Below are 24,806 nucleotides of genomic sequence, written 5' to 3'. Positions count from 1 at the left end.
GGCACGGTCGGCCTCGTACGGGGCCTCCGGGTCGAGCGGCAGTCCGGCGAAGGACTCGGGGATGCTCATGCGTCGGCTCCGTTCTCACCAGCGGCCGCGGTGGCCACCGATCCCGCGCCGAGGCGGCCGCGGGTCTCGTGCAGGAAGGTCAGCGCGTCGACGCCCATGGCTGCGGTGCCGTCGACCTCGAGCCCGTCGACCGGCTTGCCCGCGAGGATCACCCACTGCGCTCCGGCCTCGCGCAGCGCCGTCACGAGGTCAGCACCCCATGCGGCGTAGGCGGAGTCAGGCCCCGCCAGGCAGACCACCGGCGCGCCCTCGTACGCGGCGAGGACCTCGTCGACGCTGCTCGTCGCACCGGCGGCGACGGTCTCGATACCGCCTGCAGCCAGCAGGTTCGCGATGAACGTGACGCGGGCGGTATGCGCCGAGACCGGCCCCATCGTCGCGAGGAAGACCGGCGTGGCGACCGGGTTGTCGCGCAGCGCCTCGAAGGCGGCACCCCAGCGCTGGAGCGGCTCGGCGCCTTCGGGGTACGGGGTGCGCTCGGGCAGCACCTCGCGCAGGTTCGGGAACTCCGAGAGGCCGGTCATCGGACGCTCGCGGCGGGCGATCTGCGCCTCGCGCTCGCGTGCGACCGCAGCGTGGCGGGCGGTCAGCGAGCCGTCCTCGATCGCGTCCCGCACGCCGCCGACGGCCTCGATGCGGCCGAGCTCCTCCCACCCGGCACGCGCGAGGTCGTCGGTGATCCGCTCGACCGCGTACGCACCGCCGGCCGGGTCGGTCACGGCGGCGACGTGGGACTCGGCGATGAGCAGCGACGAGGTGTTGCGCGCGATCCGGCGGCTGAACCCGTCGGGGAGACCGAGCGGGGCATCGAACGGCAGCACCGTCACCGAGGTCGCGCCGCCGACACCGGCCGCGAACGCCGCCACCGTCGTCCGGAGCATGTTCACCCACGGGTCGTACTTGCTGAGCATCACGCGCGACGTGACCGCGTGCTGCACCTGGCCTCGGGAGACGTCGGCGGCACCGGACAGCTCCGTGAGACGGTTCCACGTGCGCCGGGCGGCCCGGAGCTTCGCGATGGTGGTGAACTGCTCGTCGGTCGCCGCGAACCGGAACTCGACCAGCGCGAGCGCCTCGTCGACCGAGAATCCGGCGCCTGCAAGGATCCGCAGGTACGCAGCACCGACGGCGAGGGCGTACCCGATCTCCTGGGCGTCGGACGCTCCCGCGTCGTGCGCGGCGGTGGCGTCGACGACGAACGCAGCGATCCCCCGCTCGGCCGCCTTGCGGGCACCCTCGACGACGACGGTCTCGAGGTGCAGCCCGCTGCCGTACCCGCGCAGCGTCGCGCCGATCGGGTCGAGGCCGAGGTTCGTGCCGGGTGCCGGGGTGACGGCACGCTCATCGAGGTAGCGGCAGAACGCGTCGGCGGCGCCGAGGGCGTCGGCACGACCTTCGATGACGACAGGCGCCAGGTCGACGAAGACACGGTCGAGCACGGTGGCGAGTGCGGCCGGGTCGAGCGCCTCGGGCCCCAGCCGCAGCCAGAGCGAGGTCGCGCCGTTCTCGAGATCGGTGAGGATCGCCTCGGCGGCCTTGGTCGCGTCGGGATCCTCGTGGAGCACGCGCACGTCCCACGCTCCGTCGGTTCGGCGGGCCTGCGCCCCCCGGACGTACGGGGCCTGGCCGGGCAGCCCGGGATCGGCGACGTCGGCCACCAGCTCGGGCGTGCCGAGCGGCGTCACCGCGATGTCGTCGAGCGTGCGAGTCGCCAAGGCGTCCCACACGGCCGCGTCTGGCTGGTCTTCTTTCAGCCTCCCGGACTTGCGGAGGACGGCGGCCGCGGACTTCTCCCAGGCTTCACGGGAGTAGGTCGCGTCGCCGCTCAACGACAACTCGCTCATGGTGCGCATCGTACGGATGACGCTGGTGTCACAGCCACCCGTCGGAGTACGGTGTGACATTCCGCACCCCGACGGGTGGCATGACTCAGATCGTGCGCTTGACCTTCCAGATGCCGACCCACAGGCCGACGGCGCAGGTCGCGAACGCCGCGAGGAGGCCCCATGCGACGGTGGAGTCCCACATCGTGCCAGCGAACAGCGTCCGCTCGGCGTCGACGATGTAGGTGAGCGGGTTGAACTTCGAGACCGCCTGCATCCACTCCGGCCCGGCCTCGAGCGGCAGCATCATGCCGGCGAGCAGCAGCAGCGGGAAGATCAGCGACTGCTGCACACCCCAGAAGACCCACTCGCGGTTCTTCGAGGCCAGCCCGAGGGCGTACGACAGCGAGCCGAGCCCGATGCCGAAGATGCCCAGGATCAGCAGCCCGAGGAGCACGTGCGCCGGGTAGAACGACAGTCCGAACGGGATCGCGACGACGGTGATCAGCAGTGCCTGTACGACCAGCGGCGCGAACTCCTTGAGCGCACGCCCCACCAGGATCGAGGAGCGGTCGAGCGGGGTCGCGAGGATCCGCTCGTACGCGCCGGTCATCAGCTCGTACAGGAGGTTGCCGCCGACCATGCCCGTGCCGAAGATCGCGATCATCACGAGCACGCCCGGGAGGAACCACTGCAGCGCTGACTCGCCCTCGATGGACCCCTCGCCGAGCATCCCGTCGAGCAGCGGGCCGAACAGTCCGAGGAAGACCAGCGGTTGCAGCAGCGAGAAGATCAGCGTGAACGGATCGCGCAGGGTCACGAGGATCTCGCGGACGAACACCACGGTGGTGTCGTGGACCCACTTCGCGGCCCGCGTCCGCTGCGGAAGCGGGCTGGCGGTCGGGGAGAGAGTCTCGGTCGTGGCGGTCATGCTGCCTCCTCGCGCAGGCTCCGGCCGGTCAGGTTGAGGAAGACGTCGTCGAGCGACGCCTGCTTGACGTCCGCGGAGCCAACGGTGACGCCGACCGCCTCCAGCGCGCGGAGCACGGGCGGGACGAGATCGGGTCCGTGATTGGTGGCCAGCACCAGGCGTACGGAGCCGTCGGCGTCGACCTGGTCCTCGACTCGGCTGACGTCGCCGGGGAGCACCGAGCGCGCCTTCTCGAGGACGACCGCGGCGGTGTCCACTCCGGTGGCGAGCCCGAGCGTCACCACGTCGTCGGCGAACTCACGCTTGAGCTGCGAGGGTGTCGCATCGGCGATGACCGTCCCGTGGTCGATGAGCACGATGCGCTCGGCCATCGAGTCGGCCTCGTCGAGGTAGTGCGTCGTGAGCAGCATCGTCATCTTGTTCTCGACGCGCAGGCGCGTGATGTGCTCCCAGAGGTTCGCCCGGGCGTGCGGGTCGAGGCCGGTGGTCGGCTCGTCGAGGAACAACAGCCGGGGATGGTTCATCAGCCCCATCGCGACGTCGAGCCGTCGGCGTTGGCCGCCGGACATCGAGAGGACGGTGCGCTTCTCCATCCCCGAGAGCTCGAGCGCCTCGAGGAGGTCGGCCGCCCGTTTGCGTGCCACGTCGGCCGGCACCGAGTAGAAGCGACCTTGGTTCATCAGCTCGTCGCCCACCCGGTACGAGTAGCCGCCCGCGTTGCCCTGCCCGATGTAGCCGATGCGCGCCCGCACCTCGGCGGGGTCGCGGACCACGTCGTACCCGGCGACCGTGGCAGTCCCGGACGTGGGTCGCAGCAGCGAGGTGAGCATGCGCAGCGTCGTGGACTTGCCGGCACCGTTCGGGCCCAGGAAAGCCACGAGCTCGCCGTCGGCGACGTCGAGGTCGACCTCCTTGACGGCCTCGACGACCTCCTTCTTGCGCCTGAAGGTCTTCGTGAGACCCCGCGCGGCGACCATACTTGTCGTACGGCGTACTGAATCTGTCATGCTCGTAACGGTACGCTGTACGATAAAACGTGGCAACCCCTTTTCGAGGAGAGCGATGACGCACGAAGAACCGGACGCGGCACCCGGTCGCCCCGAGTCCGACCCTGAGCCCCCGCAGCACCGCTATGCCTCGCTCTGGAGTCCGCCTGTCATCTCGACCCGAGGCCGACCGGCTCGAGTGAGCCGTGCCGAGGTCGTCGACGCCGCCGTCGCGATCGCCGATGCCGACGGGCGCGACGCGGTCTCGATGCGCTCGGTCGCCCGTGCGCTCGGCGTGGGCGCCATGACGCTCTACTCCCACGTCCCCGGACGTGACGAGCTCGTGGACGCGATGGTCGACCGCGGGTATGCCGACTTCGACCTGCCTGACCCCGGTCTGCCGTGGCGGCCCGCACTCGAGCTCTATGCGCGGGGCTACTGGTCACTTCTGCGTCAGCACCCGTGGCTGCTGGACGTGAACCCGTGGCGCCTCCCGCTGGCGCCGCACGTGTTCACGGTCCAAGAGGCGGGATACCGGATCCTCGTCGACACCGGCCTCACCGCGAGCCAGGTCATCGAGACGCTCGACATCGTCAACAACATGGTGGCCGGGTCAGCCCGGTCGGCCGCCGCCGAGGATGCCGACCGGCGCACCCAGGGGACCGACTACGCCGCCTACTGGGAGGCGACGGGCGACTTCTGGGAGCGTACGTTCGACCCCACACGGTTCCCCACCATGACCCGGCTGTGGAGCGTCGGCGCGTTCGACACCGCCTCCACTCCCTTCGAACCGCAGGTCAAAGGCCTGCTCGACACGCTCGAGCTGCTGATCGAGCGTGCCCAGTCCGAGGGGGGCGCGACGATCCCCACGTTCGAGGAGTGCATGGACAGGTACGACGAGGCCGTCGCCCAGCAGCTGGGCGACGCTCAGTCGTGAGCGAGCACCTCGCGCAGCGTCGCGGCGAACGCGTCCGGCTCCCCGGTCTGTCCGTACTCGCCGCCGAGAAAGCCGGCGTGGTCGCCCGGAAACACCGTGACGCTCGTACCGAGCTGCTCGGCGAGCCCACGGGTGGCCCTGCACGCGAGCTGCTCTCCCGAGCCCGCTCCGACCGCCAGCACCAGACGCGCCGGGCTCGCCCGCAGCGCGTCGAGGTCGGGTTCGTAGTGCGTGCACGTGAGCAGGTTCTGCCCGAGCAGCACGTCGGCGCGTGACCCGTCGTCCTCGTCCGGCAGCCCAAAGGTCTGCGGGTCTGGCGCGGGCGTGTCCGTGAACCCGTCGGGGACCGGCCCCTCGTGGGTCACGAGAAGGATGAAGCGCACCATCGCGGCGCCGAGTCCCTCGGCGTCGTAGATGCGGCCGATCTGCTGGCACGCGGCGAGCGCTTGCTCGCGGTCCGGGACCAGCCTTGCGAGCGGAGGCTCGTGCGCGACCAGCGTGCGGACGTCGTCTGGGTAGCGGCTCACCAGTGCCAACGCGTTCACGGCACCTCCGCTGCTGGCCATGAGGTCGACCGGCCCGCCGACGGTCTCGATGAGCCGGTGCAGGTCGTCGGCATGCTCGTCCGGCGTCGTCTCGGTGGAGGGGTCGTCCTTGCTGCTGCGCTCCACCCCGCGCGGGTCGTACGTGATCACCGGCCGGTCGGTGAAGTGTCCCGCCAGCGTGCCGAAGCCCGCCGCCCCCATCGGCGACCCGATGACCAGCAGCGGCGTCAGGTCGCTGTCCGGTACGGGCCGCACGTCGTACGCCAGCGTGGCACCCGATACGTCCAGGCGGTCCTTCTCGATCTCGGTCTCGGTCATCGCCGTCTCCTCGTCATGGGCAGCCTTTGCACCCCCCGACCGTGTCGTACGCGAGAGCTCATTGCACCTCGCCCCGCCGCGTGGCTCGGGCAGCAGCAAGAATGAGTCCCGTGCAGATCCCGAAGAAGCTCCTCCCGTCCGACGGCCGGTTCGGCTCCGGGCCGTCCAAGGTCCCCCACGACGCCATGCAGGCCCTCGCCACGTCGCCGCTGATCGGCACGTCGCACCGCCAGGCGCCCGTACGCTCTCTGGTCGGCTCGATCCGTGAGCAGCTTCGTACGCTCTACTCGCTGCCCGACGACTACGAGGTCGTGCTCGGCGTCGGCGGGTCCACCGCGTTCTTCGACGCCGCGACCTTCGGGCTGATCCGCGAGCGCAGCCAGCACCTCTCGTTCGGCGAGTTCGGGGCGAAGTTCGCCAAGGCCGCCGCCCGTGCCCCGTTCCTCGAAGAGCCGACCGTGCTCGCCAGCGACCCGGGCACGCACTCCGACGCGGAGGCCGAGCCAGGCATCGACGTGTACGCCTGGGCCCACAACGAGACCTCGACAGGGGTCACGGCGCCCGTCCGCCGTGTCGAGGGAGCCGACGACGACGCGCTGGTCGTCATCGACGGGACGTCGGCGGCGGCGGGCATCCCGGTCGACATCACCCAGTGCGACGTCTACTTCTTCGCTCCGCAGAAGGCGCTGGCCTCCGACGCCGGGGTGTGGTTCGCCGTCATGTCTCCCGCGGCGCTCGCGCGGGTGGAGGAGATCGCTGCCAGTGGGCGCTGGATCCCCGCGTTCTTGGATCTCGCCGCGGCGGTCGAGCACTCCCGCAAGGACCAGACCTACAACACGCCGCCGCTCGCGTCGCTGGTCTGGACCGACCACCAGCTGCGGTGGATCCACGAGAACGGCGGGCTCCCGTGGGCAGTCGCACGCTGCGAGGACTCGTCGTCACGCCTGTACGGGTGGGCCGAGCAGACCTCGTACGCGACGCCGTTCGTCGCCGATCCCGGCAAGCAGTCACCGACGGTCGTGACGATCGACCTCGAGGGAGTCGACGCCAAGGCGGTGACCGCCGTCCTGCGCGAGAACGGCATCGTCGACATCGACGGCTACCGCGGCCTCGGCCGCAACCAGCTGCGCATCGCGACCTTCCCGGCGATCGAGCCCGACGACATCTCGCTGCTCACGCGGTGCCTCGACCACGTCGTCGAGCACCTCGCTTAACGCCTCGCGAGTCGCTCCGGCGCGGCACGCGCGGGTGGTCGCCGGCGACCCTCAGTCGAGGTCGATGACACCGCTCGCCGGCGCGAGCATCGCGGCACGCTGGTCCTCGGGCAGCGTCACGCGGCGGATCGGCGAGGGGAGCCCTTCGCTGCCGATGAGCACCGAGGTGCCGTCGGGCTCGACGGCGAGCGACTCGCTCTGGCCGGTCTCGGGGACCGTCGACGACCAGGTCTCCCCCCACGTCGCGGCGTCGAGGACGTGGACGCCGAGGTAGGTCCGCAGGACGATGCCGGCGCCGTCGGGGAGATAGTCGCCGTCGGTCACCAGCGCGGGCACCTGAGCATCGGCGACGGGCTCGGCGACATTCACCTTCTTGGGGTCGAGCGTCTCGGGCAGGTGGTAGAGCTGTCCGCCGAGCAGACCCTTGGAGACGATCGACATGCCGCCTGCGGGGTCGGCGAGCAAGGCCTCGGCATCGGTGTTCCCGTCGGCATAACGGACCCGGTAGCGCTTCGGCTTGACCTGCTTCGTCCCGACCACCGGCTCGGTGAGCGCATAGAGCGCCACGGTGGACCGTACGGCGTCGTTGTCACCGATGTCGGCAACCCAGAGCCTGCCCGTACGGTCGATGGCCAGCGCCTCCACGTCGACGACGTTGAACCCCACGAGCCGCGTGGACCCGACGACCTCGCCCGAGGCCACCTCGATCGTGAACACCACCGGCTCGTTGCCGGAGTCGTTGACGGTGTAGGCGAGCGACGGGTCGCGCTTGCTGATGACGAGGGCGCTCGACTCCCGCAGACGGGCGTCAGTGATCGTGCTGACCTGCTCGATCGGCGGCTCGTCTGCGCGCGCCTCGCGCGCCAGCGCGGTCACGAGGACGATCACGAGGAGGACGACGAGAAGGCCAGGGATCAAGGCCCTGCGGTGTCGCGGATTCATCGACTCGGGGTCACTCCTGCTCGTGCTCACCACTTCGGAACAAGCCACTACCCCCGACGAACGAGAATAGCCCCTGGGCCGCCCCGCCGTACAGCCGCCGCGAGGTGCCCCGGCGTCATGTCCCGGCCTCGGCGAAGCGTCCTTCGAGCTCCTTGAGCAGGTCCTTGCGCCCGTCGAGCACGAAATCGGCCGGCCCCCTCCCCCACAGCCAGAGGTAGACCGCGTGCGGCGAGCCCTCGAGGCTCAAGTCGACCGGTGCGTCGTCATCCTTGCGGACCACGACCTCGTGATGGGAGAAAGCGAGCGTCCAGGCCCGGTCGTCCGCCACGATCCGGATCCGCGCGTCGACGGGGAAGCCCGTGAGCTCCTCGTCGTCGTCCCACCAGGGACCACCGACGAAGATGGTCAGGAACTCGTCGATGCCGTCGAGCGCGACCTCAGGCTCGATCGGTGTCACCTCAGTGCCCGCCGCCTGCTCGGCGTCGACGCGATGGACCGTGGCCTCCAGGGCCATCCGTCGGAACCAGAACCCGTTGGACCGGTCGTCGGGGAACCACGTGTGCCGGACCTCTCGAGGGCCGCGCTGCTGGAGCTCGGCGAGCAGCGTCGCGGTCTCCTCCGCAAGCAGGCGGCGTACGTCGCTCGTGTCGAGGCCGGTCAGCGGCCAGGGCGGCTCGCTCGCGGTACGCATCGACTCGACCTTGTGCCGGAAGACCAGCCCAACGTGCTCGAAGAGATCGCGCGCCGTCCAGCCGGGACACCCCGGCACCGCGGCGTCGAGGTCGTCGGTCACCTCGAGGGCGCGGTCGACCTCGATGCGGATCACCGCGAGGTAGAGGTCCCAGGGAAGGCGGTTCTCGGCGTCGTGCTGCCTCGGAGCCATGCCTCCAGCGTGCCACGCCGCTCGCGAGGCACCAGCCTTTCTCGCGTGCTGGTCAACGACGCGCGGAGCTCGCAGGCAACACGTCCGGTGCCGGATGGGGATCGTCCGCGGGCGCGGGCGGGCTCCCCGCCTCTCCGGCCTCGAGACGGCCGGCCTCGTCCAGCGCCTCGACCGCGTCCGTCGTACGGACGGCCGCACGGGGGTCGCGCGGGACGACGAGGATGCGGGGCCTGTGACGCAGGTCGACGTGTAGCTGCATGCCGGCGCGGAGCAGGTAGAAAGCGGTGGCCGCGAGGATGCCGACTCCGGCGACGAGCCCGCCGAGGATCAGCGTCCAGCGGGCACCAAAGGTCTCGCCGATCCACCCGATCACCGGGGCACCGAACGGCGTGCCACCCATGAACACCATGAGATAGAGCGCCGCGACCCGACCCCGCATCTGCGGGGTGACCGTGAGCTGGATGTAGGCGTTGGCCGCGGTGATCATCGTGAGGGCGCTCAGCCCGAGCAGGGGCAGGACGAGCGCGAACGCGAGGTACGTGGGCATGAGGCCGGAGGCGACCTCCACGACCACGAAGACGAGCGCAGCACCGACGACGAGACGGCGGGTCGGACGCTCGCGGCGGGCGGCCACCAGCGCACCGGCCAGCGAGCCGATCGCCATGATCGAGCCGAGCACCCCGTACGCCTGCGCGCCCTTGCCGAAGACCTCGGTCGCCATCAGCGCCGACGTCATCTGGAAGTTCATGCCGAAGGTCCCCACGAAGAACACCGTGGTGAGGATCAGGACGAGATCGGGTCTCGACCGTACGTAGCGGACGCCTGCACGCACGGCTCCCCTCCCGCGGGACGCGGGGGTCACCGGCCGCAGGTCACGGACCCGCAGGGCGACGAGCGAGAGGAAGACCGCGAAGTAGCTGATCGCGTTGAGCAGGATCACCCAGCCGGTCGCGACGACGCCCGAGCCCAGAGCGGCGATCATGAGGCCCGCGATCGCGGGGCCGATCATGCGGCCGGAGTTGAACGAGGCGCTGTTGAGGCCGACCGCGTTGGCGAGGTCCTCCTTGCCGACCATCTCGACGACGAACGACTGGCGCGCCGGTGCGTCGAAGGCCGTGCCGACGCCGAAGAGGAACGCGAGGACGTACACGTGCCACGCCTCGGCGACCCCGGTGATGGCCAGGATGCCGAGCAGCGCGGCCGGGACCGCCATCATGGCCTGGGTGATCATGAGGACGCGCCGCTTGGGGAAGCGGTCCGCGACGAGCCCCGCCACCGGCGAGAACAGCAGAGCCGGCAGGAGCTGCAGCCCGGTGGTGATCCCGAGCGCGGTGGCGCTGCCCGTGAGCGCGAGCACGAGCCAGTCCTGGGCGACACGCTGCATCCACGTACCGACGTTGGACACGAGGGCACCGCTGGCGTAGATGCGGTAGTTGCGGACGGACAGCGAGCGGAACGTGGGGCTCACTCGCTCACCACCAGCTTCTCGAGGAGCACGGTGGCATCGCGGAGAACCGCCCGCTCCTCGGTGGTGAGGGTGGAGAGACGGGCAGCCAGCCAGGAGTCGCGACGCGCACGCTCGGCGTCCAGCACGGCGACGCCTTCGGCGCTCAGGGACACGACGACCTGACGGCGGTCGGTCGGATGGGCCTGGCGCTCGGCCAGCCCCTTTTCGACGAGGCAGTTGAGGGTGCGGGTGGCCGATGGTGGCTGGACCTGCTCGATCGAGGCGATCGCCCCCGGGCTCAGCGGTCCGTGCTTGTGGAGCGTCGCCAGCACGGCCATCTGGTTCGGGGTGAGCTCGGAGTGCCGCTCCTGTCGGAGCCTGCGGTTCAGACGGGCCACCGAGGACGCAAGCTTCTGGGCATCGGTAGGCATACGACCATGATAGGTCGTTAGCGATGTTAATTAAACACGTTAACGAATGACCCTCCTCACGTACCATCCCCCGAACCACCCCGTCGGTGCGCGGGCGGCGCGGCCGACGAGGTGGTGCGGGTGGACGAGGGTCAGCTGATCCAGCGCGTGATCGGGTCGATCGCGAAGTAGAGCAGGAACATCGCCGCGACGATCCACATCAGCAGGTGGACCTCACGCGCCTTGCCTCGCACGACCTTGATCAGCACGAAGGTCAGGAACCCGGCGCCGATGCCGACCGTGATCGAGTACGTGAACGGCATCAGGGCGATCGTCAGGAATGCCGGGATCGCGAGCTCGACGTCCTTCCACGGGATGTCGATCACTTGCTGCATCATCAAGAAGCCCACGAGGACGAGCGCCGGCACGGCCGCCTCGTTCGGGATGTGCGCGACGACCGGCGAGAAGATCGTGGCCAGCAGGAACAGCACGCCGGTCACGATGGCCGCAAGGCCCGTACGCGCGCCGTCGCCGACTCCCGACGCCGACTCCACGTACGCGGTGTTGCTCGAGACGCTGGCAGCGCCGCCGGCGACCGCACCGAGCGAGTCGACGACGAGGATGCGCTGAGCGTTCTCGGGAGTGCCCTCCTCGTCGTTGAGCCCCGCCTCGGCACCGATCGCCGTCATGGTGCCCATCGTGTCGAAGAAGTCGGCGAGCAGGAGCGTGAAGATCAGCAGCACCGCGGTGATGGCGCCGACCTGCTCGAACGAGCCGAGCAGCGAGAAGTTGCCCAGCAGCGAGAAGTCAGGCAGATCGATGAACGAGTCGGGCATGCTCGGGACGTTGAGGTTCCAGCCCTTCGAGGTCGGGTCGCCGCCGGAGCCGCCGGTCTCGGTGATCGACTCGACGACGACCGCGATGACCGTCGTGACGAGGATGCCGATGAGGATCGCGCCGCGGACGCCGCGTGCATACAGGCCGATCATGAGGAGCAGGCCGATGCAGAACACCAGGACCGGCCAGCCCGAGAGCGTGCCGCCGACGCCGAGGCCGATCGGGGGCGAGGCGTTGCCGGTCGTACGGACGACGCCGGCGTTGACGAGTCCGACGAGGGCGATGAACAGGCCGATGCCGACCGAGATCGCCGTCTTCAGCGGCAGCGGCACCGCGTCGAAGACCGCCTTGCGGAAACCTGTCAGCACGAGGACCAGGATGATGAGGCCCTCGAGCACGACGAGGCCCATCGCATCGGCCCACGTCATCTGGCTGGCGATCGAGTATGCGACGAACGCGTTGAGCCCGAGCCCCGCCGCCATCGCGAGCGGGAAGTTCGCGACGGCACCCATGAGGATGCTCATCACGCCGGCGACGAGCGCCGTACCGGCCGCGACGAGCGCGAACGCCTGGGCCTGCGAGCCGCCACCGAGGTAGTTGCCCTCGGCGTCCTGGACCCCGGCGATGATGATCGGGTTGAGCACGATGATGTACGCCATCGTGAAGAAGGTGACGACGCCGCCGCGGATCTCGCGGCCGACGCTCGACCCTCTCTGCGAGATCTTGAAAAACCGGTCCAAGGTTCCGGTCGCGGTCTGGGTGGACATGACGCTCCTGACGGTACGAAGTAGGACTGTTCCCCCAGGGGGGTACTGTAAAGGCGTGGCTTCAGGCAAGCGAAAGTTGACATCGGACGCGTCATCGAAGCGTGGCCGTGGTCACAATGAGTCCCGCCGGGCCGGGGGCCGCCGCGCCGATCGTCCCGTGCCCGACGCCTCTCCCGCAACTCCTCCCGAGACGGTGGCGGTGACCCCGCCCAAGCCGGTGGCGGCGACTCCGCGCGTCGAGGCGCGCGAAGAGCGCGAATCCGCTCCACGCCGCCGCACCCGCGGCCTCGACAAACCTCAGGTCACTGAGCTCGAGATCGGGAGCACGGTCCACAAGGTCGTGCCCGATCCAAAGCCGCTGGACGTCGACGGCATCCGCACGATGACGGTCGGCTCGATCCTGTGGCTCGCGGCGCTGCTCGGGCTGCTCCCCTTCCTCGGCACGCTGCAGCGCAACGGTGACGTGTGGTGGCTGTGGACCTGTCTGGCCGGTTTCGGCCTGGGCCTCATCGGCGTCGAATACTGCCGCCGCCGCAAGGTCGCGCTCGACTCCGATACCGAGGCCGACGCCGACGCTGAGTTCGACCGCTCCTGACGCGGCACCGTCCGCACCCGCACCCCTGACACAACGAAGGGCCGCTCCCGTGCTCGGGAGCGGCCCTTCGTACGGCGTGCGTCAGGCGACTGGCTCGCGCTCGCGCTCGGCGTCCACCGGCTCCTCCTTGCGGAGCGTGGTCCGCAGCGGGACCTCCTTGATGAACGAAACCGCGATGAGCGCGATCACGGCGACACCGGCGGCCACGAGGAAGATCTCGCCCGTCGCGTCGCCGTACGCCATCCGTACGACGTCGGCGATCGGCTCGGGCATGTGGGCGAGGTCGAGCGTGCCGCTCGCGGCGGACTCCGACGCAGGGATGCCCAGCTGGTGCAGTCCGGCGGCGATCTTCTCCTTCACGCTCGAGGCGAGGATCGCTCCGAGGACGGAGACGCCGATCGTGCCGCCGAGGGAACGGAAGAACGCCACCGCACCCGACGTCATCCCGACCTCGGTGATGTCGACCGTGTTCTGCACCGCGAGCACGAGGTTCTGCATGAGCATGCCCATGCCGAGGCCCATCAGCGTCATGAAGATCCACATCTGCCACAGCGGCGTCGCGTGGTCGATCGTGCCGAGCAGGCCGAGTCCGCCGATCAGCAGCGCGGCACCCGAGACGAGGAAGATCTTCCACTTCCCGTGCCGGACGATGAGCTGGCCCGACCCGATCGTGCCGACCAGCGATCCGAGCATGATCGGGATCGTGATGAGGCCTGCCTCGGTCGGCGAGTAGCTGCGCGCGACCTGGAGGTACTGGCCGAGGAAGACCGAGCTGCCGAACATCCCGATGCCGACCGCGATGCTCGCGACGATCGCGAGCGTCGTGGTCCGGTCGGTGAAGACCTTGAGCGGGACGAGCGGCTCGCGGACCTTCGACTCGACGAGGACGAACGCGGCGGCCGCGACGAGCGTCCCGCCGACGAACAGGGCACTCTGCCAGGAGACCCACTCGTACGAGTTGCCCGCGAAGGTCACCCACAGCAGCGGGAGGCTGGCGGCGATGGCGATGAGGACGGCACCGACGTAGTCGACGCTCACGTCCTTCACCAAGGTCGTCAGCTTGAGGTAGCGCTGGAGCACGAAGAGGCTCACCACGGCGAACGGGACGCACACGAAGAACGTCCATCGCCAACCGAGGGAGGAGTCGACGATCACGCCACCGACGAGAGGGCCGCTGACCGTGGCGAGGGTCATGACCGCACCCATGTAGCCGCTGTAGCGACCGCGCTCACGCGGCGGGATGATCGAGCCGATGATGGCCTGCGCGAGCGCCGTGAGACCACCCATCGCCAGACCCTGGAGACCGCGTGCGACGAGAAGCGTCGGCACGTCGTGGGCAAAGCCCGCGAGGACCGAGCCGACGACGAAGGCGATCAGCGCGATCTGGACCAGGAGCTTCTTGTTGAGCAGGTCCGAAAGCTTCGCCCAGATCGGCGTACTGACCGTCATCGCCAGCAGCGAGGTCGTGACGACCCACGTGTACTGCGACTGGGTGCCGTCGAGGTCGCCGATGATCGTCGGCAGCGCGTTCGCGACGATCGTGCTGCTGAGCATGGCGGTGAAGAGCGCGGCCAGCAGGCCGACCATCACCTCCATGATGGCGCGGTGGTCGAGCTCGTCTGGACTCTTGGGTGGAGCGGTGGTCACGAGGTGCGGTTCCTCTCGTTCGTACGGTCGAAGGCCGCAGCGGCGGACGCCACGACCGGGTCAGTGTCGAGGTGTCCCTCGAAGTGCTCGAGATCTAAAGCCAACCGGTCCGCGAACTCGTTGATCAGGTCGGCCATGCGCGCGGCCTCGGCGTCGTCCCAGTCGGCGAAGACCGACCTGACGAAGCCGGCGTACCTGCGCGTGGCGTCCTCGAGGCGAGCGCTGCCGTGGTCGGACAGGCGGATCAGGCCGACGCGCGCGTCGGCGGGGTCGCTCCTTCTCTCGACCAGGCCTTCCTGCTCGAGGGCGGCGATCTGGCGGCTGATGACCGACGCGGTCACGCACTGCGCATCCGCGAGGTCGCTCATGCGCTGCTCGCCGTGACGCTGGAGTCGTCGCAGCACGGTGTGATCCTGGCGTCGCATGCCGCCGTTGAGCCGCTCCCAGCGGTGGCTGGACGACCGCAGCGCCCGGCTGAGCTTGCCGAGGACGCCGACCATCCGTTCTGCCGTCTCGGTCGTGAGCATGCAGGGCCCGCCTCAAGGTTAGTTGGTTTTGCTATGCAACCTTAAAACGAATGCTTTCAGCACACAACTAATGAGGGCGCGATTCGTGTCACACCGACCCTGGCGGGCCGGAACGGACGAGCGGTCAGACGGGCTCGACGTCCGAGACGTCGTCGACGTCGTCGACGTCGTCGACGGTCACGGTATCGTGCACCGGCGCCGGCCCGGGGCCAGTCTGGCGCTTTACGCGCGCCTCTGAGTGGGCACCGCAGCCGTGGTCGAACGACACGACCTGGCCGTCGTCGTTGGCCATGGCGTTGGCGCACACCCCGAACAACGATCCGAGCGGGGGGCTCAGCCAGACCATGAAGCCGCACGTGCGGCAGCGCCCGGGCGCCTGCTGGGTCAGGAGCGTGTCGGGGCCTCGAGAGCCGTCGTACCAGCGCTGAGCGGCAGCGTCGCGACCCTCGAGCGAGAGCACCTCGACGCGGCCGAGCCCGACCTCGTCCGCGATCGGGCGCACCGACGTCGGATCGACCTCGGCGTCGACCGCGTCGTCGCCCACGAACCACGCCGGCGCGAGGCGAGGATCGTTCTCCTCGGGCGGCAGGAGGTCACCGGGGTTCATGTCACCCGACCGCACGCGGTCCTTGTAGGGCGTCCAGACCGGCGAGACGATCGCGTCCTCACCCGGGAGGAGGACCACCTCGTCGACAGTGACCTTCTTCTGGCGCAGGGCGCGCGCCACCGTCACCGACCAGTGCCAGCCCCGGTAGCCGGGCATCGCGGCCGCGAACAGGTGCGTGACCACCCGGTCACCCTCGGCACGAGCACCGAGGTGCTCACCGACCTGCTTCTCCCCCACCTCGTCGACGAGCGCGGCACGCGCGACGTCGATCGCACCCGCCGCGACCGCGTCGAGCTTCGGCGCGCGGGCCGAGGACGCACGGGTTGGCGCAGTATGAGGGGCAGACATATGACCATTCTTCCGTACGTGGCAAGCCACCACCACGCAGGGTCGCCGGGCTGGGGTCAGGTCGCGAGCTCGTCGGCGAGCGCCCTCAGGAGCGCCGCCGTCTGTTTGGCCGTACGGCTCTCGGGGTGGCGGCCGGCACGGTACGTCTCGCCGACCCCGTCGAGGAGCCGGATCGTGTCCTCGACGATGACCGCCATGTCCTCGGCGGGCTTGCGGCGCGCCTTGGCCTGCTGCTTGGAGACCGAGGGCGTCGGGTCGAGCACGCGGACCTGAAGCGCCTGGTCGCCACGGCGTCCGGCGACGATGCCGAACTCCACGCGGGTGCCTGGCTTGAGCGTGGTCGCTCCCGCGGGCAGCGCGTCGGCACGGACGAAGACGTCCTCGCCGCCCTCGCGGCTCAGGAATCCGAACCCCTTCTCAGGGTCGTACCACTTGACCTTGCCAACAGGCACGGCTTGACCTCACCTTCGTCGCGCGTGGGCGGCGGTGCCGCGGGGACCAGGCCAAGCCTAGGCCACCTCGGTCGCAGGCCACACCGCGTCCAGATGGTCGGGCAGCTCGAGGAGCGTGGCGAGCACGATGGCCGCCCCTGCGGCGCCGAGCTCGTCGCGCGAGCACGGTCCGGTCGTGACGCCGACACCAGGGATCCCGACGAGCTCCGCCGCCTCCATGTCGTGCACGTGGTCGCCGATGTAGGCGACCGCTCCGAGCTCACGCAGGGCGTCTGCCTTGCCCGTACGCCACGCCCTCCCCCGGACCTCGTCGGCCTCGAGCCCGAGGTGGTCGAGGTGCCGCTGGGCGTCGGCAGAGTTCTTGGCGGTGATGACGGCGACCCGGCCGCCGCGTTGGCGGACCGCGTCGAACGCCTCGCGTGCTCCACCGAGGGGGGCGATCCGCGCCACGGCGATGTCGGCGTAGAGCGCCCGGTAGAGGTCGGCCATCGCCGGGACGTCCGCGTCGGGGAACCAGTGCGCGAGCTCAGACTCGACGGGTGGACCGAGCCGCGAGACGACCAGGTCGGAGTCGAGGGGCACGCCGGTCCGCGCGGAGAGCTCGTCATAGACGGCCTTGATCCCCGGACGCGAGTCGATCAGCGTCATGTCGAGGTCGAAGCCGAGGAGCGGGGAGGTCCCGAGATCGTGAGTGGGCACCCCCGCAGGCTACGCGGCCCTGCGCGCCATCACGACGACGCTAGCCTCACGACGAAGACTTGGGCTCCCTGCCGGCCGTGCGTTCCAGGCCGCTGGCAGTCGCGCGCCTGAGCGCGACGAGCTGGGCGATCCGGAGCCGTGCGGCCCTTCTTTGGCGTTCTGCAAGATCGATGTGCGACATCAGTGCCCCCTACACCTTGTGCCGTACCTTGTGACCACTGTAGACGTCGGTGCTACTCAGAATGTTTCCGTTCTCCGGTAACGGTTGCGTAACAGTGGGTGACGGGCTAGTGACTTCCAGCGTCATTGCGCGAGCCTCCGGGTGAGCGGAACCCGGCCGCGGGTGACGATCGCCGACGCCCCTGCGGCGATCAGCGGGACCACGAAGACGAGGGTCGCGAGGATCCCCCAAGGAATGTCGATGACCGGCCCGCTGCCGGTTCCCTCAAGCGCTCCCCACCGCCCGGAGGTCAGCGGCCAGGCCGCCGCGAGCCCGGGCGCGAAGCCCACGAGGACGCCGAGCAGTGCCCCGAGAACGCCGAGCACCACTGCCTGGGCGGCAGCGACTCCCCGACGAGTCCGAGGCCCGGCACCGACCGCCGCGAGCGTCGCGAAGTCCGGACGGGCGTCGGCGAGCGCCAGCCCGGTCGCGCTGAGCGTGCCGATGAGAACCGCGATGCCTCCGGCGCCGATCAGGAGCAGCAGCTGCACGGTGAACGTCCCGCCGAACCCCTGCTCGGTCCATGTGCTCTGCTCCCCGGGCAGCTCACGCAGGGCCGCACGGACGTCGCGGAGCTGCTGGTCCGAGAGGATGGAGTCGGCGATCGCCCTGCTCCGCTCGTACGGGACGGCCTGGGCCTGCGCGGTCTGCGGGGCGATCACGGCGAGCGCGACGACCGGCTCGCGCCCCTGCGGCACCGCCCCCATGCCGAGGTCGGCGGGAGAGGCATCGAGCGAGACCGTGCGCGAGTGGCCCGATGTCCCGTCGGCTGGTTGCTCGTCTACCGCAACCCTGACCCGCCCGCCCGCATCGAGCACGGAGGGTCCTGCGACCAGCGCGCCTCCCGTACGAAGGGTCTCGATCTGATCGGGCGTCAGCTCGACACCCCACGCAGCAAGCTCCTCGGCTGTCGCGACGGCGACCGACGTCGTCGCCCAGGGACCCCACTCCTCGGTCTCCACCGCGACGTCGGTCCACCAACCCTCGCCGGCCCTCTCGTTCCCGACTCGCCCTGCTGTCCCGATCGGCGTGAAGGCGACCCCCGCGGCTTCGCCGGCAGCTCGCGCTACCGCGTCGATCGGTCTCCCACCTTCGCTGAGCACCGTCGTCCCGACCGGATAGGTGAACTCGTACGACCGGCGGTCGTGCTCGAAGTCGCTCGCGTTCGCGATCGCGAGCGCGGTGAGACCGGCGACGGTCGCCATCACGGCCGCGATGGCAGGCGTGCTGCGGGATCGCTGTCGGGCAGTGTCGCGCACCGCCAGGCGAAGCGTCAGCGGCAGGCGTCCACCGACCCTGCCCACCAGCCCGATGACCAACGGCGTGAGGAACACGGTGCCGAGGACGATCGCGACCGTGCTGGCGGCGACCGCCGTCTCGCCACCAGGCTGGATCCCTGCGGTGAAGCAGACACCCAGCCCGACGGCCACCAGCGCGAGACCGACGAGCGGCCACCCGTTGCGCCGGCTCGGCGCCGCGCGGTGGCCGACGAGGGCGGCGGTGACGTCCTGGTTCGCGACCTGTCGCGCCGGGACCAGTGCCGCGAGCAGCGAGGCCACCACGCCAAGGACGACCGCCGCGGCAACCGCCGGCCACATCACGTCGTACGGCCCGAACCCCTCGTCGAACCATCGCGGCAGGACCGCGACAACGAGCGGAGACGCCGCGAGCCCGAGCGCGGCACCGACGACGGACGAGCCCGCGCCCAGGACCGCCGCCTGAGCGAGCACCGTACGGCGGACGTCGGCCGGCGTCCCGCCCGCAGCGGCCAGGAGCGCGAGGTCGCGGCGCTGGCGTCGCACTCCGACAGCGAACGCCGGACCCGCGAGCAGCACGACCTGCAGGAGCACCGCGGTCACGATGATCACGAGGACGGCTTGCTCGGTTGTGTCCTGCCCCGCGTTCCACGCGTCGAGGTCGTACCGGGCCGACGCGGGCGGCGGGTTCTCGAGGACGTGCCGCGAGATGACCCAGAAGCCTTCGCTGTTGAGGCGCTTGACGTCCTCCCAGGTGACGGGCGCGTCGCGGTCGACGAGGTACTCGTTCTCCACGCCGTTGCCCTCGCCGAGGTCGAACGTGCCGGGGAACCCGACGGCGCCGGACGCAAGGGGATACGGGTCGACCGACCCGAACGTCCCCACGCCGACCACGGTCACGTCCCGGCCGGCGACGTCGACCGTCGCGCCGAGCGCGGCGTCGAGGCGGTCGCGCAGGTGCGGCGTCAGGACGACCTCGCCGACACGCTCCGGCGTACGCCCGTCGGTGAGGTCGACGAGGCCGTCGGCCATCGGAGGTGTGGTGTCGACCTCGCGGAGCGGGCCGTCGGCGCGCCCGACGAAGGTGACGAACCTCGACCGCACCTCGAGGACCTCGGCTCCCGGCAGGACCGCGCGGACGCCGTCCGGGCCCGGGTCGGGCTCAGGGGCGCGGTCCTCGGCGCTCGAGCCGCCACCGTCTTGGCCGTCCGGCGACTGCTGGACGGGGAAGCCTTTCCACCACAGTTGCGCCTCGGACGATCCAAGCTGTGCGGGCATGGCCTCCAGCGGCGTCACGTCGTCGGTCGCATAGAGCGTGGACAGCATCACCGCGAGCATCACCGGCGTCCCGACCATCACCGCGACGAGAGCGCTGCGGCCCTTGGAGCGACGGACGTCGCGACGCGCCATGCGCAGCGCGAGCCACCAGCGGGCGAGGGCGCTCATGCGGGGGCCACTTCACCGAGACCGGCCAGACGGTCGCGCGCGGCGCCGTCGTCGACGACCAGTCCGTCACGCAGGAAGATGACCCGGTCCGCCCACGCGGCATGGCGTGGCTCGTGGGTGACGAGAAGCCCGCCCGCGCCTGCGTCGACGCGGCGGCGGAGCACGGCGAGCACCTCCTCGCCGGTCTCGGAGTCGAGCGCCCCGGTCGGCTCGTCCGCGAGGAGGACACGGCGCGGCCCGACGAGCGCACGCGCGATCGCGACCCGCTGCTGCTGGCCGCCGGACATCTCGTCCGGGAAGCGGTCGGCAAGGTGGGGCGTACCGACGTCGTCGAGGGAGCGCAGCGCCTCCGTACGGGCCTCGCGTGCGCGGACGCCGTCGAGCTCGAGCGGAAGCGCCACGTTCTCCGCGGCCGTCAGGGTCGGGATGAGGTTGAGGTCCTGGAAGACGAACCCAAGCCGGCGTCGACGTACGCGGGCGAGCTCGCTGCGGCCGTACGAGCGGAGCGCCCGCCCCTCGACGACGACCTCGCCGGAGGTCGGCGAGTCGAGACCACCGGCGATGTTGAGCAGTGTCGACTTGCCGGAGCCCGACGGCCCCATGACAGCGACCAGCTCGCCGGCACGCAGCGTCAGGTCGACGCCGCGCAGCGCGTGGACGGCGGCGGGCCCCTCGCCGTGGGTGCGGTCGACGCCGCGCAGCTCGAGCAGGACCTCCGGGTCCAGGGGTGCGGTCATCGCGCGGTCTCCTCTACGGGGTTGGTCGTACGGCGGCGGGCCCGGCGGATCCGGGCCTCCATGTGGTCGAGCCAGCGCACCTGGGCCTCGGTGGCGAAGATGGAGCGCTCGAGGACCAGCTCGCGGGCGAGGTCCTCCTTATCGAGGGCATCGCGCTTGAGGCGCGTGAGGGCTTGGAGGTGGCGCAGCGAGTCGGCCCGTTGCGCCTGCACCACGGCGGTGACGTCGACGTCGGGGAGGCTGATGCCCATCGCGACCTTGATCGTCAGCTCGTCACGCGGTTCGGAGTCTGGCGAGACGGAGGAGGTGAACCACTCCCCCACGGCGGTCCGCCCTTGCGCGGTGAGGCGGTAGACGATCCGCCCCTCCTCGTCCGCCTCGCCCTCGGGCTCCACGAGCCCGTCGCGCTGCAGTCGGCCGAGTGTCGTGTAGACCTGGCCGACGTTCAGCGGCCACGTGCCGCCCGTGCGTCGCTCGAACTCCGTACGCAACTGTGCGCCGTACATCGGCTCGTGCGACAGCAGCGCGAGCAGCCCTTGCCGGATCGACATCCGACCCCCTATACCGAGTATTCATCCTGGTAGAGAGATGTATACCGGGTATTGCACGGTCCGCGCAAGACGTGTGAGGCGTTCCCACCCGAAACGCCGCGATCCCGCCTCCGAGCGGAGACGGGATCGCGATACGTGAGGATCGTCAGGCTGCGGCCTGCGAGACCCCTTCGGCCGCCGGCTCCAACGCCTGGGCGACGATCTCGGCCACGTCCGTCATCGGACGGACGTCGATCGCCTCGCGGACCTCGACGGGGACCTCATCGAGATCGGGCTCGTTGCGATGCGGGACGAACACCGTCGTGAGCCCGGCCCGCTGAGCGGCGAGCAGCTTCTGCTTCACGCCGCCGATCGGCAGCACGCGCCCGTTGAGCGTGACCTCGCCAGTCATGCCGACTTCGGAGCGGACCTTGCGGCCCGTCGCGGCCGACACCAGCGCCGTCACCATCGTCACGCCCGCGGACGGACCGTCCTTGGGGATGGCCCCTGCCGGGACGTGGATGTGGACGTGGTGGTCGAAGAACGCCGGGTCGACCCCGAGCGCCTCGGCGTGCGAGCGGACGTAGGAGTGTGCGATCTGCGCCGACTCCTTCATCACGTCGCCGAGCTGGCCGGTGAGCGTGATGCCGGGCTTGCCGTCGGTCGGCGTCGCCTCGATGTAGAGGACGTCACCACCGAAGCCCGTGACCGCGAGGCCGGTCGCCACACCCGGGACCGCCGTACGCTCGTCGGACTCCGGCGTGAACCGCGGACGGCCAAGGTATTCCTTCAGGTCCGGCTCATCGACCACGACGGTCTCCTGCCCCGTCGCCCCGGCGAGCTTCGTCGCCACCTTGCGGAGAATCTTGGCCAGCAGCCGCTCGAGCTGCCGCACACCCGGCTCACGGGTGTAGTCGGCGACGATCTTCGCGAGCGCCGCGTCGGTCAGCGAGACCTCGTCGGCGTCGAGCGCAGCGCGCTCCAGCTGGCGGGGCCACAGGAAGTCGCGAGCGATCGCGGCCTTGTCGTCGGCGGTGTAGCCGTCGAGGGTCACCAGCTCCATGCGGTCGAGCAGTGCCTGCGGGATCTGCTCGACAACGTTGGCCGTCGCGAGGAACAAGACGTCGGACAGGTCCAGGTCGAGATCGAGGTAGTGGTCGCGGAACGTGTGGTTCTGCGCCGGGTCCAGGACCTCGAGCAGCGCGGCCGACGGGTCACCCCGGAAGTCGGCGCCGAGCTTGTCGACCTCGTCGAGCAGCACGACCGGGTTCATCGAGCCGGCCTCGTTGATCGCACGGACGACACGGCCCGGGAGCGCCCCGACGTACGTCCGCCGGTGACCGCGGATCTCGGCCTCGTCGCGGACGCCACCGAGGGCGACGCGGACGAACTTCCGGCCGAGGGCGCGGGCGACGGACTCACCGAGCGACGTCTTGCCGACTCCGGGCGGCCCGGCGAGCACCATGACGGCACCCGAGCCGCGACCTCCGACGACCTGCAGACCACGCTGAGCGCGGCGCGCACGGACCGCGAGGTATTCGACGATGCGGTCCTTCACGTCGTCCAGGCCGTGGTGGTCAGCGTCGAGCACGGCGCGGGCGCCGTCGACGTCGTCGTTGTCGTCGGTCTTCACGTTCCAAGGGATCTCGAGGACCGTGTCGAGCCACGTACGGATGTAGCCGGTCTCCGGGTTCTGCTCGGAGGACCGCTCGAGCTTGTCGACCTCGCGCAGCGCCGCCGTACGGATGGTCTCAGGCAGGTCGGCGGCCTCGACGCGCTCGCGGTACGAGTCGGCGCCGTCGGGCTCGTCCTCACCAAGCTCCTTGCGGATCGCGGCGAGCTGCTGACGGAGCAGGAACTCGCGCTGCGTCTTGTCCATGCCTTCACGGACATCCTCGGCGATCTTCTCGGCGACGTCGGCCTCGGCGATGGCGTCCTTCGTCCAGGCGAGGAGCGTCTCGAGCCGCTCGGCCGTGTCCGGGGTCTCGAGGAGCTGACGCTTCTGGACCTCGGTGAAGTACGGGGCATAACCGGCCATGTCGGCCAGCGTCGAGGGATCAGTGACCTTGTTGACCATGTCGACGACCTGCCACGCGTCACGGCGCTGCAGGTTGGCGATCACAAGGGACTTGTACTCCTTGGCGAGCTCGGGGATGCGCTCGTCGTCGAGACCCTCGTCGACCTCCTCGGCCTCCACCCACAGGGCAGCGCCGGGGCCGGTGACGCCGGTGCCGATACGGGCACGACGGTGGGCCTTGAGGACGGCGGCGGACTCACCGGTCTGGGTCCGCCCGATCTGCACGATCTCGGCCACGACGCCGAACGAGGCGTAGCGGTCCTCGAGCCGGGGGGCGACCAGGAGCCGGTCGTCGGAGCTGGCACGCGCGGCATCCACCGCGGCGCGGGCGGCCTCGTCGAGCTCGATCGGGACGACCATGCCGGGAAGAAGGACGGGCTCGGTCAAGAACAGGACGGGCAGCTGCTGGGGGGCGTGAGCCTCAGTCATGAGCAACCTTTCAAAGTTGAGCGTGCTCTACTCAACTTCAATGAGGCTTGGCTTGTTCCCCTTCGGCGGTCGATTCCGTTCGCCGCGGGCGAACACGGTCGTGGCGCTCCGGACTCGGCGGCGGAAGCTCGACGCGGTGCCGCTCCTCGGGCCGGCCGAACATGACCCGGATCGACTCGAAGCCCTTGTGACGCTGCGCCTTGGCGTAGTCGGAGTATGCGCGCTGGTCGGCCTTGGTGAGGGTGACGTTGTCCGTGAACGGCGTGAGCAGCGCGCGCGGATAGAGGCGCTTGGTGCGGACGACGTTGATCTGGACCCCGATCATGGCCATCACGGCGCCGATGTAGATCAGTCCCATCATCCCGAGGACGACGGCGAAGACCTGGTTGAGGTTGTTGGAGCGGGCGATCACGTTCTGGACGTACGCGGTGCCGGCCAGCTGCAGCCCCTGCCAGAGGATCGCCACCGCGAACGCGCCCGGTGCGGCCGACCGGAAGCTGTGCTTGCGCGCCGACGCCATGAGGAAGAGGACCGTGAAGGCGAGGCCGCTCAGCACCAGCGTGCCGCCACGCGCCAGCCACCCGGCCCATTCGTGCTCGTCGGAGAACCACGGGTTGGTCGACAAGAATGCCGTGAGGCCCGCGATCACGAGGATCGAGAAGCCGGCAAAGCCAAGCATCACCAGACTGCGCCCGCGGCCCACGAACGGGTTGGGGCGAGCGTTGCGCGGCACGGCCCACGCGACGTTCATGGCGAACTGCGAGGACTGACCGAGCCCCAGAACCCCGTACAGCGCAACGAGAGCACCGAAGATCACCGCCGTCGCGGAGCCCGTCAGCCCCTCGGTGCTCTCGATCTGGTCGCCGATGATCGGGAAGCTGCCGATCGCGGTGTCGAGGAGCTGCTCACGCAGAGCCTCATCGTTCTGGAGAAAGAAGCCGAGAATGCTCGACCCGATGAGCAGCAGAGGGAAGATCGCAACGAAGGCGTAGTAGGTGACGGCCGCCGCGAGGTAGTTGCTCGAGTCGTCGAAGAACTTGTAGACGACCGCGATGGGGAAGCCGACGAACGGGTGGGTCCGCTGGTAGCGGTCGATCCGGTCGGCAACTGACACTCCGCAAAACTAC

Annotated in this window: 22 protein-coding genes; 3 read left to right on the top strand and 19 right to left on the bottom strand. The window is 70.2% G+C overall.

Annotation, left to right across the window (positions count from 1 at the left end; genetic code table 11):
* Window positions 1-65: 65 nt before the first annotated feature.
* From H4N58_RS03745 to H4N58_RS03735, 3 genes are all read right to left on the bottom strand, one after another.
* Window positions 66-1,913, bottom strand: coding sequence for a methylmalonyl-CoA mutase family protein (locus H4N58_RS03745; protein WP_243845020.1), 1,848 nt, complete (start codon window positions 1,911-1,913; stop codon window positions 66-68).
* An 85-nt stretch (window positions 1,914-1,998) separates the two neighbouring features.
* A complete protein-coding gene (locus H4N58_RS03740) occupies window positions 1,999-2,823 on the bottom strand; it encodes an ABC transporter permease (protein WP_167001595.1) in 825 nt (274 codons plus the stop codon).
* Window positions 2,820-3,800, bottom strand: a complete 981-nt coding sequence (locus H4N58_RS03735; protein ID WP_167002365.1) for an ATP-binding cassette domain-containing protein — start codon at window positions 3,798-3,800, stop codon at window positions 2,820-2,822. Before H4N58_RS03735 ends, H4N58_RS03740 begins: the two co-directional genes overlap by 4 nt.
* Window positions 3,801-3,885: 85 nt before the next feature.
* On the opposite strand from H4N58_RS03735, the gene H4N58_RS03730 reads away from it, so the two are divergent.
* The gene (locus H4N58_RS03730) at window positions 3,886-4,746 is read left to right on the top strand and encodes a TetR/AcrR family transcriptional regulator (protein ID WP_167248979.1); all 861 of its coding nucleotides are present in this window, start codon (window positions 3,886-3,888) and stop codon (window positions 4,744-4,746) included.
* Here the strand turns inward: H4N58_RS03730 and H4N58_RS03725 are convergent.
* Window positions 4,737-5,609, bottom strand: a complete 873-nt coding sequence (locus tag H4N58_RS03725) for an alpha/beta fold hydrolase (protein WP_167001593.1) — start codon at window positions 5,607-5,609, stop codon at window positions 4,737-4,739. The two genes, H4N58_RS03730 and H4N58_RS03725, sit on opposite strands and share 10 nt — an antisense overlap.
* A 101-nt stretch (window positions 5,610-5,710) precedes the next feature.
* On the opposite strand from H4N58_RS03725, the gene serC reads away from it, so the two are divergent.
* On the top strand, window positions 5,711-6,823 hold the full coding sequence (gene serC, locus H4N58_RS03720; protein ID WP_167001592.1) for a phosphoserine transaminase: 1,113 nt from the start codon (window positions 5,711-5,713) through the stop codon (window positions 6,821-6,823).
* Between the two features lie 51 nt (window positions 6,824-6,874).
* Here serC and H4N58_RS03715 read toward each other — a convergent pair whose 3' ends face one another.
* The 5 genes from H4N58_RS03715 to H4N58_RS03695 form a co-directional block, all read right to left on the bottom strand.
* Window positions 6,875-7,765, bottom strand: coding sequence for a hypothetical protein (locus H4N58_RS03715; protein ID WP_167001591.1), 891 nt, complete (start codon window positions 7,763-7,765; stop codon window positions 6,875-6,877).
* 115 nt (window positions 7,766-7,880) lie between these two features.
* Window positions 7,881-8,648 carry a maleylpyruvate isomerase family mycothiol-dependent enzyme gene (locus H4N58_RS03710; RefSeq protein WP_167248981.1) on the bottom strand — a complete coding sequence of 256 codons (768 nt, stop codon included), beginning with the start codon at window positions 8,646-8,648 and terminating at the stop codon, window positions 7,881-7,883.
* Window positions 8,649-8,700: 52 nt separating this feature from the next.
* Window positions 8,701-10,116: an MFS transporter gene (locus tag H4N58_RS03705; RefSeq protein WP_167001589.1), complete on the bottom strand. Its 1,416-nt coding sequence runs from the start codon at window positions 10,114-10,116 to the stop codon at window positions 8,701-8,703.
* A complete protein-coding gene (locus tag H4N58_RS03700; RefSeq protein ID WP_167001588.1) occupies window positions 10,113-10,526 on the bottom strand; it encodes a MarR family winged helix-turn-helix transcriptional regulator in 414 nt (137 codons plus the stop codon). The genes H4N58_RS03705 and H4N58_RS03700 overlap by 4 nt, the downstream gene beginning before the upstream one ends.
* Before the next feature lie 131 nt (window positions 10,527-10,657).
* Entirely contained in the window at window positions 10,658-12,109 is a 1,452-nt protein-coding gene (locus H4N58_RS03695) for an NCS2 family permease (RefSeq protein WP_167001587.1), read from the bottom strand.
* A gap of 199 nt (window positions 12,110-12,308) precedes the next feature.
* Here H4N58_RS03695 and H4N58_RS20515 point away from each other — a divergent pair, with 199 nt between their 5' ends.
* On the top strand, window positions 12,309-12,704 hold the full coding sequence (locus H4N58_RS20515) for a DUF2530 domain-containing protein (RefSeq protein ID WP_243842881.1): 396 nt from the start codon (window positions 12,309-12,311) through the stop codon (window positions 12,702-12,704).
* Window positions 12,705-12,785: 81 nt separating this feature from the next.
* Here H4N58_RS20515 and H4N58_RS03685 read toward each other — a convergent pair whose 3' ends face one another.
* The 10 genes from H4N58_RS03685 to H4N58_RS03640 form a co-directional block, all read right to left on the bottom strand.
* Complete coding sequence (locus H4N58_RS03685) at window positions 12,786-14,351, bottom strand: MFS transporter (protein ID WP_243842880.1); 1,566 nt, start codon at window positions 14,349-14,351, stop codon at window positions 12,786-12,788.
* A complete protein-coding gene (locus H4N58_RS03680) occupies window positions 14,348-14,878 on the bottom strand; it encodes a MarR family winged helix-turn-helix transcriptional regulator (RefSeq protein ID WP_167001586.1) in 531 nt (176 codons plus the stop codon). The genes H4N58_RS03685 and H4N58_RS03680 overlap by 4 nt, the downstream gene beginning before the upstream one ends.
* A 124-nt stretch (window positions 14,879-15,002) precedes the next feature.
* Window positions 15,003-15,833 (bottom strand): DUF3027 domain-containing protein, encoded by an 831-nt coding sequence (locus H4N58_RS03675; protein WP_167248983.1) that lies wholly within the window; start codon window positions 15,831-15,833, stop codon window positions 15,003-15,005.
* A gap of 56 nt (window positions 15,834-15,889) precedes the next feature.
* A complete protein-coding gene (locus H4N58_RS20800; protein WP_167001584.1) occupies window positions 15,890-16,285 on the bottom strand; it encodes a cold-shock protein in 396 nt (131 codons plus the stop codon).
* Window positions 16,286-16,342: 57 nt separating this feature from the next.
* Window positions 16,343-16,984, bottom strand: a complete 642-nt coding sequence (locus H4N58_RS03665; protein WP_243845021.1) for an HAD family hydrolase — start codon at window positions 16,982-16,984, stop codon at window positions 16,343-16,345.
* A 303-nt stretch (window positions 16,985-17,287) separates the two neighbouring features.
* On the bottom strand, window positions 17,288-19,906 hold the full coding sequence (locus tag H4N58_RS03660) for an ABC transporter permease (protein WP_167001583.1): 2,619 nt from the start codon (window positions 19,904-19,906) through the stop codon (window positions 17,288-17,290).
* Entirely contained in the window at window positions 19,903-20,643 is a 741-nt protein-coding gene (locus tag H4N58_RS03655) for an ABC transporter ATP-binding protein (RefSeq protein ID WP_182397141.1), read from the bottom strand. The genes H4N58_RS03660 and H4N58_RS03655 overlap by 4 nt, the downstream gene beginning before the upstream one ends.
* On the bottom strand, window positions 20,640-21,194 hold the full coding sequence (locus H4N58_RS03650) for a PadR family transcriptional regulator (RefSeq protein ID WP_167001582.1): 555 nt from the start codon (window positions 21,192-21,194) through the stop codon (window positions 20,640-20,642). Before H4N58_RS03650 ends, H4N58_RS03655 begins: the two co-directional genes overlap by 4 nt.
* A gap of 145 nt (window positions 21,195-21,339) precedes the next feature.
* Complete coding sequence (lon, locus tag H4N58_RS03645) at window positions 21,340-23,679, bottom strand: endopeptidase La (protein ID WP_167001581.1); 2,340 nt, start codon at window positions 23,677-23,679, stop codon at window positions 21,340-21,342.
* A gap of 37 nt (window positions 23,680-23,716) precedes the next feature.
* Entirely contained in the window at window positions 23,717-24,793 is a 1,077-nt protein-coding gene (locus H4N58_RS03640; protein ID WP_167001580.1) for a YihY/virulence factor BrkB family protein, read from the bottom strand.
* Window positions 24,794-24,806 lie beyond the last annotated feature (13 nt).

The organism is Mumia sp. ZJ1417, assembly GCF_014127285.1.
In the GTDB taxonomy this organism is placed as follows: domain Bacteria; phylum Actinomycetota; class Actinomycetes; order Propionibacteriales; family Nocardioidaceae; genus Mumia.
The sequence above is the reverse complement of the archived record's forward strand: the minus strand, read 5'-3'. Positions and strand labels throughout refer to the sequence as shown.